At 65.2% G+C, this 13,915-nt stretch carries 17 protein-coding genes; 10 read left to right on the top strand and 7 right to left on the bottom strand.

The annotated features are described in order from the left end of the window. Window positions 1–29 precede the first annotated feature (29 nt). Complete coding sequence (locus OG225_RS32595) at window positions 30–473, top strand: SRPBCC domain-containing protein (RefSeq protein WP_405178674.1); 444 nt, start codon at window positions 30–32, stop codon at window positions 471–473. A 136-nt stretch (window positions 474–609) separates the two neighbouring features. On the opposite strand, the gene OG225_RS32590 is transcribed toward OG225_RS32595, so the two are convergent. Continuing rightward, window positions 610–750: a hypothetical protein gene (locus OG225_RS32590; protein WP_405178673.1), complete on the bottom strand. Its 141-nt coding sequence runs from the start codon at window positions 748–750 to the stop codon at window positions 610–612. A gap of 146 nt (window positions 751–896) precedes the next feature. Between OG225_RS32590 and OG225_RS32585 the strand changes: the two genes are divergently transcribed. Continuing rightward, entirely contained in the window at window positions 897–1,124 is a 228-nt protein-coding gene (locus tag OG225_RS32585; RefSeq protein WP_405178672.1) for a hypothetical protein, read from the top strand. Between the two features lie 70 nt (window positions 1,125–1,194). Next, a protein-coding gene (locus tag OG225_RS32580) for an IS3 family transposase (protein ID WP_405178671.1) occupies window positions 1,195–2,339 on the top strand; the annotation gives its coding sequence in 2 pieces (ribosomal slippage) (window positions 1,195–1,474 and window positions 1,474–2,339; 1,146 coding nt in all). Between the two features lie 138 nt (window positions 2,340–2,477). Here the strand turns inward: OG225_RS32580 and OG225_RS32575 are convergent. Further along, window positions 2,478–2,879 (bottom strand): hypothetical protein, encoded by a 402-nt coding sequence (locus OG225_RS32575; RefSeq protein ID WP_405178670.1) that lies wholly within the window; start codon window positions 2,877–2,879, stop codon window positions 2,478–2,480. A 143-nt stretch (window positions 2,880–3,022) separates the two neighbouring features. Continuing rightward, window positions 3,023–3,553 (bottom strand): hypothetical protein, encoded by a 531-nt coding sequence (locus tag OG225_RS32570; RefSeq protein WP_405178669.1) that lies wholly within the window; start codon window positions 3,551–3,553, stop codon window positions 3,023–3,025. Between the two features lie 527 nt (window positions 3,554–4,080). Here OG225_RS32570 and OG225_RS32565 point away from each other — a divergent pair. Then, a complete protein-coding gene (locus tag OG225_RS32565; RefSeq protein WP_405178668.1) occupies window positions 4,081–4,476 on the top strand; it encodes a hypothetical protein in 396 nt (131 codons plus the stop codon). On the opposite strand, the gene OG225_RS32560 is transcribed toward OG225_RS32565, so the two are convergent. Next, window positions 4,453–4,641, bottom strand: a complete 189-nt coding sequence (locus OG225_RS32560) for a hypothetical protein (protein WP_405178667.1) — start codon at window positions 4,639–4,641, stop codon at window positions 4,453–4,455. The two genes, OG225_RS32565 and OG225_RS32560, sit on opposite strands and share 24 nt — an antisense overlap. A gap of 59 nt (window positions 4,642–4,700) precedes the next feature. On the opposite strand from OG225_RS32560, the gene OG225_RS32555 reads away from it, so the two are divergent. Further along, complete coding sequence (locus OG225_RS32555) at window positions 4,701–5,051, top strand: alpha/beta hydrolase (RefSeq protein WP_405178666.1); 351 nt, start codon at window positions 4,701–4,703, stop codon at window positions 5,049–5,051. A gap of 317 nt (window positions 5,052–5,368) precedes the next feature. Continuing rightward, window positions 5,369–5,524, top strand: coding sequence for a hypothetical protein (locus OG225_RS32550; protein WP_157978255.1), 156 nt, complete (start codon window positions 5,369–5,371; stop codon window positions 5,522–5,524). 59 nt (window positions 5,525–5,583) lie between these two features. Here the strand turns inward: OG225_RS32550 and OG225_RS32545 are convergent, their stop codons facing one another. Then, complete coding sequence (locus tag OG225_RS32545) at window positions 5,584–6,336, bottom strand: phosphatase PAP2 family protein (RefSeq protein ID WP_405178664.1); 753 nt, start codon at window positions 6,334–6,336, stop codon at window positions 5,584–5,586. Window positions 6,337–6,432: 96 nt separating this feature from the next. On the opposite strand from OG225_RS32545, the gene dcd reads away from it, so the two are divergent. After that, on the top strand, window positions 6,433–7,032 hold the full coding sequence (gene dcd / locus OG225_RS32540; protein WP_109523158.1) for a dCTP deaminase: 600 nt from the start codon (window positions 6,433–6,435) through the stop codon (window positions 7,030–7,032). A gap of 234 nt (window positions 7,033–7,266) precedes the next feature. On the opposite strand, the gene OG225_RS32535 is transcribed toward dcd, so the two are convergent. Beyond that, complete coding sequence (locus OG225_RS32535; protein ID WP_232839502.1) at window positions 7,267–7,710, bottom strand: hypothetical protein; 444 nt, start codon at window positions 7,708–7,710, stop codon at window positions 7,267–7,269. A 284-nt stretch (window positions 7,711–7,994) separates the two neighbouring features. On the opposite strand from OG225_RS32535, the gene OG225_RS32530 reads away from it, so the two are divergent. From OG225_RS32530 to OG225_RS32520, 3 genes are all read left to right on the top strand, one after another. Further along, entirely contained in the window at window positions 7,995–9,335 is a 1,341-nt protein-coding gene (locus tag OG225_RS32530; RefSeq protein ID WP_405178663.1) for a helix-turn-helix domain-containing protein, read from the top strand. 52 nt (window positions 9,336–9,387) lie between these two features. Then, a complete protein-coding gene (locus OG225_RS32525; protein WP_405178662.1) occupies window positions 9,388–10,641 on the top strand; it encodes a pyridoxal phosphate-dependent aminotransferase in 1,254 nt (417 codons plus the stop codon). Window positions 10,642–11,023: 382 nt separating this feature from the next. After that, the gene (locus tag OG225_RS32520) at window positions 11,024–12,325 is read left to right on the top strand and encodes a YibE/F family protein (protein WP_405178661.1); all 1,302 of its coding nucleotides are present in this window, start codon (window positions 11,024–11,026) and stop codon (window positions 12,323–12,325) included. A gap of 33 nt (window positions 12,326–12,358) precedes the next feature. On the opposite strand, the gene OG225_RS32515 is transcribed toward OG225_RS32520, so the two are convergent. Beyond that, window positions 12,359–13,789, bottom strand: coding sequence for an Hsp70 family protein (locus OG225_RS32515; protein WP_405178660.1), 1,431 nt, complete (start codon window positions 13,787–13,789; stop codon window positions 12,359–12,361). Between the last annotated feature and the right edge of the window lie 126 nt (window positions 13,790–13,915).

The following is a 13,915-nucleotide window of genomic DNA, read 5'->3' as shown; positions in this document are numbered from 1 at the left end:
TACCCGGTCAGCGTCTGGATCGTTCGCCGATGATCGCTGATCCACGGTTGAATCCCGCCGCGGTCGAACTCGGCAGCTTCTTCGCGCAGTCACCGGAGGTCGTGTGGCGGGCGTTGACCGAGCCGGATCTGTTGGAGAGGTGGCTTCTTCGACCGGCCGGATTCGCTGTCATCGTCGGCACCCGCTTCCGCTTCGCCGTCCCGGACTCATCGGTCGATGAAATCGCCTGCGAGGTTCTGGCGGCCGAGCCGTGTCGGCGGTTGACCTACAGCTGGGTGTACAGCCGAGCCGAGTACCCGGCGCGGTGGGTCGTGGACTGGACCATCCGGCCGCAGGGCCGCGGCACGCGACTTCTACTGACGCAAACCGGTTTCGATATCGGCAACCGTCGACAAAGAATGGTCCGCAATGCCGTGGAACGAAGCTGGAAGCGCCGCGTCCTGCCACGGCTCGGCGAAGCATTCCAGCACTGACCAGATTCGATGCTCTGGCGTGATCGCCTGCGAAGGCGCTGCTGAAGGAGAGGTGACTGTTGTGGTGCGGTCTGATCTGTCGTCAACGACAGCGATGGTTTTCGAACTCGATCAGATCAACCTGCCAGACTGTGCTCTACTTCAGCTCGATCCGACTGGGCTGCGGCAATGCGAGCGGGCGTTCGTCGGTATACCAGGCGTATTCGATTCCGCTGAGCCAGCCGTTTTCAACCCACAGGATGACTTCGCCGATCGGTGATCCGTTGTGATCGGTCACCGCTGCGTTGGCGAAGATTCCGTCCAGTGTGCCCGATACTTGTACCGCGCCGGGCCGGACCGTCAGATCGACGCTGGGTGAACCGATACCCCATGTTTGCGACGACCTGTGTGTACGGCACCTGCGCCAGGTACTGGGAGGCAACGGTGGTGCCCGACGACAGCAGTGTGGTGATGACGCCGGTTTCGAGGTCGGTCAACGTCGGCGGCTCGATCGGTGAACTACTCATCGGTCTTGTCGGTTCTGGACGCTACCGCCACGGAATGTATGCCGGTGCCGATCTTGAATACGCCGACTATCATCGCGCCGCGAATATGGACGGTTCGGCTGTCGATACTGTGTACCAAAGGATTCGATCCATGCAGACCCAGTAGTTTGGGACTGCCCCCGGTTCGGTTGACTCCTGACCTGTGAGGACCTGGTCCTCGCTGGAAGGATGTCACCATGCCCAAGCCCTATCCCGTGGAGTTCCGTCGCGACGTGGTCGCGCTCGCCCGCAAGGGCGAGATCCCGTTGCCGAAAATCGCCAAGGATTTCGGGATCTCGGTGAGTTGCCTGCAGAACTGGCTGCGCAAGGCCGATATCGAAGAGGGTCACCGGCCCGGTGTGACCGGCCAGGAGTCAGCAGAGCTGCGCGAGGCCAAGAAGAGGATTCGCGAACTCGAACAAGAAGCCGAGGTCATGCGCCGCGCGGTGGCCTATTTCTCCCGGGGCGTCAACCCAAAATGATGTACCCGCTGGTCCTTGACCTCGCCACCGACGGCATCCCCGTCGCGGTGACCTGCCGGGTACTGGAATTCTCTCGACAAGGGTTCTACAAGTGGAAGAAACACCCTGTCTCACAACGTGACTGGGATGACGCGCACCTGATCAACGCAGCCCTGGGGATCCATGCCGAGGATCCCGCGTTCGGGTACCGTTTCATCGCTGACGAGCTGCCGGCACGCGGGATCACCGCCGGGGAGAACCGGGTCGCCCGGTTGTGCTCGCAGCAGCGGATCTGGAGTGTGTTCGCCAAGAAGCGGGGCCTGACCCGCAAGTCCGGACCCCCGGCCCATGACGATCTGGTACAGCGCAAGTTCACCGCGGACACACCGAATGCGTTGTGGCTCACCGACATTACCGAACATTGGACCGATGAGGGCAAGCTCTATCTGTGCGCGATCAAGGACGTGCACTCCAACCGGATCGTCGGCTATTCGATCGATTCGCGGATGAAGGCGTCCCTGGCGGTGGCGGCGCTGGTGAACGCGATCGCGCTGCGGGGTCCGCAAGACACGATCGTTCATTCCGATCGTGGTAGCCAGTTCCGGTCTCGGAGGTTTGTTAAAGTGTTGGCGGACAACAGTTTACGAGGGTCTATGGGCAAGGTCGGGGCATGTGGCGACAATGCTGCGATGGAATCGTTCTTCGCGTTGCTGCAACGCAATGTGCTGGACCGCCAACGCTGGTCGACTCGGCAGGAACTGCGCCTGGCCATCGTGGTCTGGATCGAGAAGACCTACCACCGAAAGCGTCGACAACGCCGACTCGGGCGACTGACCCCGATCGAGTTTGAGACAATCAATCAGCCCGCACTCGCGGCCTGAAACACCACACCCCGCGAGTCAACCAAAGCCGGGGCAGTCCCTTTGAAGCTGCTCGGGAGTTCGGACCGGGCTTGTGGACATGTTCAGGTCCAGCCCGGTCCGGCACCCCGGCTGGTCAGTCGTGCCGTGAATTCGCGGTCACATGGCCTGCGCTGATGCATGGCCGAAGTCTGAGCGGTCCTCTTCGCGAGCCGCCATTTTTCCGTTCACGTAGATCGCGGTGTAGGCGTAGTGGGCGTCTTCGTTGGCAATCGCCGACCATGTGAAGGATCTGCTCTTGAACTGCACATCGACGTTTCGACACCACAGACCGCCGTCGGTGTGTTCGGCGAGTGTGACGACTTCATCTCTTTTTCCGAGTTCGTCGTAGTAGATGATCTCGTTGCCGACTTTTTCATCTGAGCAGAACACGTAGCGGACGTTTGCCCGTGAGGGGACGTCGACGGCGGCCGCGACACCGGTGCCCGCGACAACGGCTCCTGTCAGAGCTGCTGCCGTTCCGATGGTGGCGAAAACGTTGCGGATGATTGTCCGTGTCATGTCAGGTGGTCCTTTCGGAAAAGATGTAGCGACGACTGCTCCCGTCGGCAGTGGTCGCGGAAGGTGAAGTCGGCGAATTCGACGGTGAATTACTCTGTGAGACTTCAGAATTCATATCCGGTCAGCGATGGTTCCGCAGGGTGTCACCCGCCATAAGGACTCGTCCCCTGCTGGCATCGGAAGAACTTCGTCACGAGGTCGTCGGTGGGCGACATGCCCGGCATCGGAGCGGTCAACGCGACACTCATGCCGACGAGACCTCCGATGATGGCCACGACGAGCAGTCCTGGCATCAGCAGCGGGAACCCGACGATCGCGCCGATGGCGATTCCGATCGCCGTGCCCATCGTGGCGTTCCAGCAGTACGCGCGCTGATCGGCGGTCAACGGTTCCTGGGCGATGTCGGCGTTCGTTGCGGTGGGAGCGGTGGAGGCTATTGTGACGGCGCGATTCGAATCGGCCATCCGCGCCGTGAACGACACGACCCGATCGGCGACGCGGAATGTCAACGGGACCTGCCCGATCAGTGTGCCGGACTGGTTGCTGATATCGAGATGGCTGCCGTTGAGGGTGAAGGTCCCGCCGTTCACCGCGACGTGGATCGCGGGTTCTCCCTCGGGCGAAGTCGACACGGTGTAGTCGACTCCGGAATCGACTCCGTGTGTCGGTTCCATTGCCGCCGCACTGTATTCACTACCCGGTCGCGGATCGGCCGGTGCGCCGTTGGCGGTAGCTGTCACGAGCGATGTGCTCGCTATCGCGATCATCGCTGTGACGGCAAAACGCTTGAATCTCACTGCAATATCCCCTGTCGTGTGTTCGGAGAACGAGAAAGGACCGGCCGTGCCGTGAGGCTGAGTGGCCGGTGCTGTGTGAAGTGATGGCCATGTCCCGCATGGCATATGAGAAGACGGTCGACAGAATGGGCGAACCGCCGAGACCGTCGGATGTGCTCTGATTTTCCTCCCCCGCGCGGCAGTCCCCGCTGCCCGCGCAGAACGGTATCACGCCGAAACACGCATTTGCTCGGTCTTCGCTCACCGCGTCACCTCGCGTGCATGTGGACAGGATCGCTGACTGTTCCGCGTCCGCGTCGAACCGTGGCTCTCGACCCCGAAGTCCTCCGAACCCCGGTACTTTCGATGGTCAGCGCATCTCGAAACACGCTCACCCGCAACACGTCGCACGGAGAAGAAACGACATGCGGACAACGGTGATGGCGGCGCTTGTCGCCGTCATGTCGGTGACGATGATTCCGGCGGTGTCGGTGGCGGCACCACTGGACACGGTGGAGTGGGGGGCGTGTCCGGGGGATGTTTCCGTGCCGGGAGTGGAGTGTTCGGTGCTGGAAGTGCCGCTGGATTACCGGGATCCGGACGGCGAGCGGATCGAGGTCGCGATCTCGCGTCTGGCGAGTGGGAATCCGGCGCGGCGCCGAGGTGTGCTGCTGACCAATACCGGTGGTCCGGGTGGGGAGGGGTTGAGTTTTCCCGCGGATCTGGTGGGGCTGGGGCTGCCGCGGAGTGTGCTCGACAGCTATGACGTGATCGGGTTCGATCCGCGCGGGGGTCGGTCACAGCACGCCGGTGACCTGTGATCTGTCGGCGGCGCAGCAGACGAGCAATATTCCGCCCCACGCGCGCGGGCCGATCGATGTGGCGCAGCGCGCGACGTTGGTGGGAGATATCGCGCGCCGGTGCGGCACGTCCGCGACGGCGTCGATGCTGCCGTATGTCACGACGGCGAACACCGCGCGCGACATGGACCGGATCCGGGCGGCGCTGGGGGAGCAGACGGTGTCCTCTGTCGAGTCAGTTGCACGTGATCTGCAACGATTCCGCGTGGCCGAGATCGGAAGTGGTCTATCAGGGCGACGTGGCGGTCGATCAGATCCGCTTTCCGATGTTCGGCGCGGCCGGAGCCGATATCTGGCCGTGCGCGTTCTGGCCTTCCGAACCGATCGAGCCCGCGGTGCGGATCGATAGCCAGGGTCCGTCGAACGTGCTGATAGCGCAGAATCTCCGCGATCCGGCGACACCCCTGTCCGGCACCCGACAACTGCGGCAGGCGTTCGGTGACCGCGCCCGGATGGTGACGGCGGATCAGGGCGGGCACCTGGCCTATCTGTTCAAGGCGAACACCTGCCTGAACGGCACGGTCACGCGTTCCTGACGACGGGGCAGCGGCCCGAAAACGACGCGGCCTGTGCCGCGGAGCCCGCCCCGTCCGAGCGGTGATCATCGGTGCCGGAAGTCTTCCAGCGGGTACTCGGGAGTATCCGAGAGACGGTCGTGACGGAAAGAGTATTCACGCTGGGGCTCTAGCTGGGAGAATGGGGTGTATGGTTCGCCCTGGGGGCAGAGTGATCCACACTCGTGTCACTCGGTGGACGTACCATGCGAAGGAAGCATCGGCCTTGGGCATATCCCGGCCGGTCAGGTGCGGACGCCACGTTCGGCTATTCGCCGCAGATCAAAGGAGGCTCGAGTATGAGTCAAGAAGATGGGCATGTGCCCGGACTGTTCAGTCACGAGAACGTCGCCGAAGAGGTGTACACCCCGGCCGACACCGTTATGCACTACCCCGTGTTCAGCGGGGCCGAGGATGGGTCTTTCCGGGCGCAGGCCGCTGACGGCGACGCCTAGGCAATCTCGAGTTCGACGGCGGGCGGTGGAACACCGCGGTCGCCGTCGGAGATCGGGTATCAGGAGGATTCGGCATCGCGCGCACCCGGTTCGCGCGGTCCCGCATTGGTGAGCGCCCCATCGCGAGGCGCTGGAGTATTCATCGAATGGGTTTTCCATCGGTGATTCGGGTACGTGTACGCGCCGAGGCAGATGATCACCCAGAGCGCGCCGATCGCCCATCCCGCGAGGACGTCGGTCGGCCAGTGCACGCCGAGGTACACCCGGGAACTCCCCACCGCGACAACGAGAATCATGGCGGCGACGATCGCCGCCAGGCGTGTCACGGTGCGGTGTAACCGGGGGACGAGCGCCACGGCGATGATCCCGATCACGGCCATCGAGCCGAGGCTGTGCCCGGACGGGTAGGACAGACTCGATTCGAAGGCGAGCCGGTCGGCGGTCGGTGGACGTGATCTGCCGACCAGTCGCTTGCCCACGAAGGTGAGCACCGCCGCGCCGATTCCGGTCGCGGCGACCAGCGTGGCGTCGCGACGATGCCCGCGCCAGATCAGGGCCGCGCACACCAGCGCGGTGATGATGGTCAGGGTGAGGGTGTCGCCGAGCGTGGTCGCCACGCGGGCGATGGCGGTCAGGGTGTCGGTGCGATGCTCGGCGGCCCAGCCCGAGATCTCGGGATCGATGGCGGTCAGGCCGTCCTCGCGCAGGATGTTGCCGGTCAGCACGGTGATGAACGCTGTCAGCAGTACCGCGACGGCCGCGAGCGCCGGGAACGCGCGCCCGTACCTGTCATTGTTCGGAGTCGACGACATCGATTCCAGCGTCCCTCCCGATGCTGAGAAATTGCTGTGGAGTCGGTGGGCGGGTGTGGCCGAACGACCGACCCGCGCGACCGCTACTCTCGTCGCGTGCTGCTTTCCGATCGTGACATCCGTGCGGAGATCGCCGCTGGGCGTCTCGGCGTCGAACCGCTGCTGGAGAATTTGATCCAGCCGTCGAGTATCGATGTGCGCCTCGATCGGCTTTTCCGGGTCTTCGACAATTCCCGATACACCCATATCGATCCGGCGCAGCGCCAGGACGAGCTGACCAGTCTGGTCGAACCCTCCGAGGGTGAGCCGTTCGTGCTGCATCCGGGCGAGTTCGTGCTCGGCTCGACCTTGGAGATCTGTTCTCTGCCCGACGATCTGGCCGGACGGCTGGAGGGGAAGTCGAGTCTGGGCAGGCTGGGTCTGCTCACGCATTCGACCGCGGGATTCATCGATCCCGGGTTCAGCGGTCACATCACGCTGGAACTGTCGAATGTGGCGAATCTGCCGATCACGCTGTGGCCAGGCATGAAGATCGGGCAGCTGTGCCTGATCCGGCTGACCAGTCCGGCCGAGCATCCCTACGGCAGCGCGGCAGCGGGCTCGAAGTACCAGGGACAGCGTGGACCGACGCCGTCGCGTTCCTATATGAACTTTCCGCTGTCCGACGAGGTCGTGCAGACGGTCGAATCCCGCTGAGGGTCGTTCGCGTCACTTCTCGTGCAATCGAGAGTTCGGCGCGACGGCATGTGCTGCGGTCCGAGGTGATCGAGGCGTGAGGGCATCGGATCGTGCGGTGATCGGTCTGCGGTGATCGACTGCGCGCACGAGTCGACTCGCCGCGCAGGATCACCCGACCGATCGCGCCCCGTCGACCCGGAGAGGCGCAATCGGCCGTGTGACGTGCCGGACATTGCGGGGACCGATGACGCGTCAGTCCCCGCTGCCCGCTCCCACCGCCATCGCCGCCGTGAGTACGGCGGAGAGCGGCGGGAGCGTGCCGCCGCGGCCGGGCGGACTGACCCAGGAGCACCCTTCCCGGGTCAGCCGGCCGAGGCCGGTCGGCAACATCACGGCACTGCCTATGGCGGGTATCCCGATATCCAGCCGGTCCAGTACCTCCAATACCTGCGCACCCGGCCGCGAATCCGGATGCGCCAGGAAGCTCCATCGGATCTGCCTGGCCAGCACAGGGCCCCTCGTCCCCTGCTGTTCCAGTGCCGCCCTGACCTTTTCGGCTCGCGCGGTCGGCAGATGAACGGCGCAGACTCGGCCGCTGACGGGTAGCATCACGAAACCTCCACGTTCGGTCACCGGTAGCCCGAATTCGTCTCGGTAGAAGGCCACCCAATCATCGACTGTCATGAGTCTGTCCATGTTCACGGCCAACTCCTTGCCTCCTGCCTCACAAGGGTCGCGCGTGAGAGCGTGACACGGTGTCGCCCGCACGCCCGCTTTCTGCTGCCATTCCACTGCCTCTCGCGCGAGCGGGTACGACCCAGCGCGCACTGCACAGGCCAGTGCATATAGCAACACCGAATTATCTGTGGCCGTAACCACAATCGGCTCGTACCCTGGGATGAGGAGATCGTCGGAAGGGGTGACACGTGGTCCGGCAATGGTCAGGAAGAGAGACCCGTGCCCTTCGCGATGCCAAGCGGATGAGTATCAGGGAGTTCGCGGCGCACCTGGGGGTTCACGAACGTCTGGTGTCGAAATGGGAGGCGGGTGGCGTCCGGGTACACCCGCGCCCGATCAACCAGGCCGCGTTGGACACCTCCCTGGCCAGGTCCGACGATGTTGTGCGTGCACGTTTCGCGGCGCTGATCGAACAGCAGTCGACCGATCGGACGGCCGCCCCCGGAGCCGATACGCGTCCCGCTTCCGGGACGCGCGCCAATTATTCGAGCGAAGCGGATCTCTTGGCTCTCATCGACGCCGGTGCGATGAGAGGCGATGCGTTAGCCGCGATTTCGGAGAGGGATCTGATCATGGCCGCTGCCCACGAGGCAAGCGATCACGCCGGGCGGGCCGAGAGCACCAACGTGGGTGCCACCACATTGGACCAACTCGACGCCGACGTCATGCGCATCGCGAACGATTACGTGAGCATTCCCCCCGTTCCGATGATGGTGGAGATGCTGCGGGTGCGCCGCCGGGTGTACCGGCTGCTGGAGGGGCATCAGCGGCCCGCCGACACCGGTCATCTGTATCTGCTCGCGGGCACGCTGTCCGGGTTGCTCGCCAACGCGAGCACCGACCTCGGCTATTACGACGCCGCCGGGGAGCAGGCGCGCGCCGCCTGGGCGTATGCCGAACTCTGCGGTCACAACGGGTTGCGGGCGTGGACCAGGGGTATGCACGCGCTCATCGAGTACTGGTCCGAGCGGCCGCGGCGGGCGGTGCTGCTCGCGCAGAGCGGGCAGGAGTTCGCCGAATCGGCGACGGCGAAGGTCCGGCTGCACAATATCGAGGCCAGGATCTGGTCCAAGATCGGCAGCGCGAGCGATACCGAGCGCTGTGTCAGGGCCGCCGACGACGCGCGCGAGATCGGTGAGATCGACGACCTGCACGACGCGATCGGCGGGGTCTTCGGTTTCAACGACGCGAAGGCCCAGTACTACGCGGGGGCGACCTATATCCATCTCGGCCTGGCCGAACCCGCGCTGGCCGCGACCGGTCGTGCGATCGATCTCTACGCGAACGGGCCGTCCGAGCAGCGCTCCTACGGCGCGGAATCGCTGGCCCGGGTCGACTGCGCCGCCGCCCACCTGATCAACGGCAGTCTCGACGGGGCTTCGGCGGCGTTGCATCCGGTGCTCGGTCTCGACGAGGACAAACGCATCGCCCAACTGGAGGAACGGCTCATCGGCGTGCGCCGCCGGATCGCCGCCCCCGCTTTCCGCGATGCGAGCGAGGCGCGCTTCCTCGACGAGCGCATCGAGGAATTCTGCGGGTCGACCGCTGCCAAGGGCATTCCACCGGGTAATTCCCCGGCGTGAACCCGCCACACCCCCGTGTGCGTGCGAAAACACAGTTGCGGGGGATGGCACCATGGGACGGGTGAGCCCGAGTCATCAACCGCAGCGTCCGCGTGTTCTGGAGCAGTCCACGAAGCTCCAGAACGTCGTCTACGAGATCCGTGGACCGGTACACGCACACGCGGCACGGCTCGAGGCCGAGGGGCATCGCATCCTGAAGCTGAATATCGGCAACCCCGCCCCGTTCGGCTTCGACGCCCCCGACGTGATCATGCGCGACATCATCGCCGCGCTCCCGGTCGCCCAGGGATATTCCGAATCCAAGGGCATCCTGTCGGCGCGGCGCGCGATCGTGACCCGCTACGAACTGGTGCCCGGCTTCCCCGTTCTCGACGTGGACAGCGTCTACCTGGGCAACGGCGTGTCCGAGTTGATCACCATCACCATGCAGGCCCTGCTCGACAACGGTGACGAGGTGCTCATCCCGGCGCCGGACTATCCGCTGTGGACGGCGATGACCAGTCTGGCCGGCGGCACGGCGGTGCACTACCTGTGCGACGAGTCCAGTGGCTGGCAGCCCGATATCGCCGATATCGAATCGAAGATCACCGACAAGACCAAGGCCCTGCTGGTCATCAATCCGAACAATCCCACGGGCGCGGTCTACTCCGCCGAGATCTTGCAGCAGCTCGTCGACGTGGCGCGCAAACATCAGCTGTTGCTGCTCGCCGACGAGATCTACGACAAGATCCTCTACGACGACGCGAAACATATCTCGCTGGCGACCATGGCCCCGGATCTGCTGTGCCTGACCTTCAACGGCCTGTCCAAGGCCTACCGGGTGGCGGGGTACCGGTCGGGATGGCTGGCGATCACCGGTCCGAAGGAACACGCGGCCGGATTCCTGGAGGGCATCGACCTGCTCGCCTCCTCCCGCTTGTGTCCGAATGTGCCCGCGCAGCACGCGATTCAGGTCGCGCTCGGTGGACATCAGAGCATCGAGGATCTGATCCTGCCCGGTGGCCGTCTGCTCGAGCAGCGCGATGTGGCGTGGGAGCGGCTGAACATGATCCCCGGCGTCTCCTGTGTGAAGCCCAAGGGCGCGCTCTACGCGTTCCCCAGGCTGGATCCGAATGTGTATGAGATCCACGACGATTCGAAGCTGATCCTGGATCTGCTGTTGCAGGAGAAGATCCTGATGGTGCAGGGCACCGGGTTCAACTGGCCCGATCACGATCATCTGCGCATCGTCACGTTGCCGTGGGCGCGGGATCTCGCGGTCGCCATCGAGCGCTTCGGCAACTTCCTCGCCAGCTATCGGCAATAGCCGATAACGCCCCCAGACAGGTAGATCGCCCCGCTTCCAGGGCTGAAACAGACCTAATGTTGGGATAGTGGCGAGTTTTGAAGATGGACTAGCGCAAAACTTCAGCTTTTGTGTACAGTAGCTCTTGGCACTTAGGTGCCCGGCCAAGTTGTCTACCCCCCCTGGACAACCTGGCCTCGGGTTCGGCCGCCTACCCCCCTGGGCCGCCGGCCTGCGGGCGGCGGAGACATCCCCCTGCTCTCCGCCGCCCCCTCCCGAATCTCCGGTCACCGCACCGATTCGTGCGCTCTCCCCGTTCGTAGCGCGATCTTGAAAATGAAATCCTTTAAGCTCGGCACCGGGCGGATGCGCCCAGGGCATACGACGGACAGCTAGGAGCCCGGTGACCGACCATCATCACCACCACCATCACGATAATTCCGAACCGCTCGCGATCGGCGCCACCGCCGCACGGGTGGTGATCGGTCTGCTCACCGTGATCGGGATCGCCGTCGTCCTCGGCGCGATCGCGTTGTGGCCGAGCACCCAGCACGTCGACATCCCGCTGCCGATGCAGAGCGCGGGCGGCGGAGCGGTGGAGACCGAAGCGGGCACGGTCGTGGTGCAGGATGTCGGAGCGTGCGGCAGCTCCTCGATCGGCAAGGTGTTCGCCGACAAGCCCGAGCCGCCGCGCAACAACGCCTACACCTGTCAGCGCAGCCTCATCACCATCGACTCCGGTCCGCACGCGGGTAACAAGACGCTGTTCGAAATCGCCCCCGGCCCAGGACAACCCGATCTGCGGGCGGGCGATCACATCCGGCTGGTGCGCCAGACCGACCCCGCCGGAACCCCGCTGTACTCCTTCGAGGACTACTCGCGCGGATTGCCGCTGACCCTGATCGTGGTCGCGTTCATCGTGGTGGTCATCGCGGTGGCCCGCTGGCGCGGTCTGCGCGCGCTGCTCGGACTGGTCTTCGCCTTCGCGGTGCTCGTGGTCTTCCTGCTGCCCGCACTGCTGGACGGGAAACCGGCGATACCGGTGGCGCTGGTCTCGGGCGCGGTGATCCTCTACGTGGTGCTGTATCTGGCGCACGGGGTGAATCTGCGGACCAGTTCGGCACTGCTCGGGACGCTCACCTCGATGCTGCTCGCGGCAGTACTGTCCTGGCTGGCAATCGAAGTCACGCACCTGACCGGCCTGTCCGAGGAACAGAACACCAACGTCGCGACCTATATCCAGCACGTCAGCATTACCGGGCTGCTGCTGGCGGGATTCATCATCGGCACCCTCGGCGTCCTCAACGACGTCACCATCACCCAGGCGTCGGCCGCGTTCGAACTGGCCGCCGTCGACGAATCGACGTCGCGGCGCGAGGTTTTCACCGCGGCCATGCGCGTCGGACGCGACCATATCGCCAGTACGGTCTACACCCTCGTACTCGCCTACGCCGGTGGTGCGCTGCCGTTGCTGCTGCTGTTCAGCGTCGCGGGACGGTCCATCCGCGACGTGCTCACCGGTGACGCCGTCGCCATCGAGATCACCCGATCCGCCGTCGGCGGTATCGCCCTCGCGCTCTCGGTGCCGTTGACCACGGCGATCGCGGTCATGCTCGCGCGACCGTTCGGCGCCAAGCCCGTGCGCAAGGCCCCGCCGCCGCGTCGGCAGCCGCCGTCGCGGCATGCGAGGCACGCCAGGAACTGAGTCGAGTCCCCGGTCCGGCCGGTGACGGTCGGATCAGGGGATCCTCGGGAACATTTCGGGGGGAATGGTCGGGACCACGATCGGCGGAAGGCCAGGAACCACAAAGGTATTCGGTCCCTGCGTCGGCGGCTCGGGGGCGGCCGAGGTCTGTGCGCGAGTCGGCGCGGCGACGGTCGCCTCGGTCTCGGTGGTCGTGGCGGGCGCGACCGCGATCTGCGGTTCGAGAGTGGTGGTGCGCGGTACGCCCGATGTCGATACCGAGGTGGAACCCTCGCTGCCCTGCGAACCCCGCTCGAGTACCTGGGGGCCGTAGCCGAGGCCGAGTCCGATCGCCGCGACCACCGCGAGCGCGCTGACCGTCAACACCGCGCCGCTGACTTCGCGCTTGCCGCGCATGGGGCGCACCGCCGACCAGCCGGACGGCAGATCGGCGCGGCCGCGCTGGGCTCGCGGCCAGTCCTGCGACTGATTCGGGTTGCCCCAGTCGTCCGCGGCGAGGTCGTCCTCGACGACGTTCTTGCCCTTTTTGCCCTTCTTCGGCGGCGCGGAAAGCCAGGCGGGAGAAAGCGCGTCGGCGTTCATCGCCGTCGTCGCGGGAGCTGCCACGTCGACCGGCCGCGCCAACAGGGCCGCGCCGCGCGCGGTGACCGTCTCCGGACTCGCCGGGACGATCACCGGAACGCCCATCCAGCGCTCGAGCACCTTGGCGATCAACGGGATCCTGGCGCAACCGCCGATGGCGAGCACGCCGTGGACGGGGCGATCCGAGCGCACGATCACATCGCGCGCCATCCGCGCCGACGATTCGATCGCGAGCATGATCAGCGCTTCGAAGTTCTCCTGCGCCAGCAGAACCAGGCCCTGCTCACTCGGCAGCGCCACGGCGGTATTGCTGGACAGCTGCTCCTTGGCCTCGCGGCACAGCGCGTCGAGCGCGGCGAGACCGGCCTGATCCGGCGGATGCGCGATACGGCCGGAGGCGATCTGCTGTTCGCGGATCAGCGAATCGAGGTAGTCGCCGCTGATATCGCTGGTGCGCTCGGTGTGACGCACCTCACGTGTCTGGGTGTCGACGACGCTCACCGAGAGACCCGAGCTGCCGAGGTCGTAGACGACCAGCGAGGAGATGCCGCGGATATCGCCGGTGGACTGGGCGAATTCGAGCGCGGCGAAGATCTCTGGGATGAGTTCGTAATTGGTGATCTGCTGGCTCGCCATGGCGGCGCGGACCGCTCGGGCCTGCTGCTCGCTACGGTAGGCGACCGCCGTCGCGGTGATGTCGCGTGAGGATTCCAGCGTGACGCCGACGGCTTCGGCGACCAGTTCCTCGGCCCGGTTGTCGACCACCGGCACGGTCTGGAGATCGAAGGCGTGCGGCTCGACGTGCCCATGGGGCAACCCGGTGTGCGGTCGCGCCATACGGATGGCGCCGGCCCCCACCGAAATCCCCAGTACCGAACTCATCAGTTGCCCATCCCGTTTCACGCTTCACGACAAGCGAACCGCCGCCACTCAGGGCGGATGGCCCATATCGGACAATACCCGGTCCGCCGCGCCACCCCCGCCTCGCTGTGCCCGTTCACAATGTAT

Source organism: Nocardia sp. NBC_01377 (genome assembly GCF_045040005.1).
Classification (GTDB): Bacteria; Actinomycetota; Actinomycetes; order Mycobacteriales; family Mycobacteriaceae; genus Nocardia; species Nocardia noduli.
Note: the sequence above shows the minus strand (reverse complement) of the source record. Positions and strands in the feature narration are given on the sequence as shown.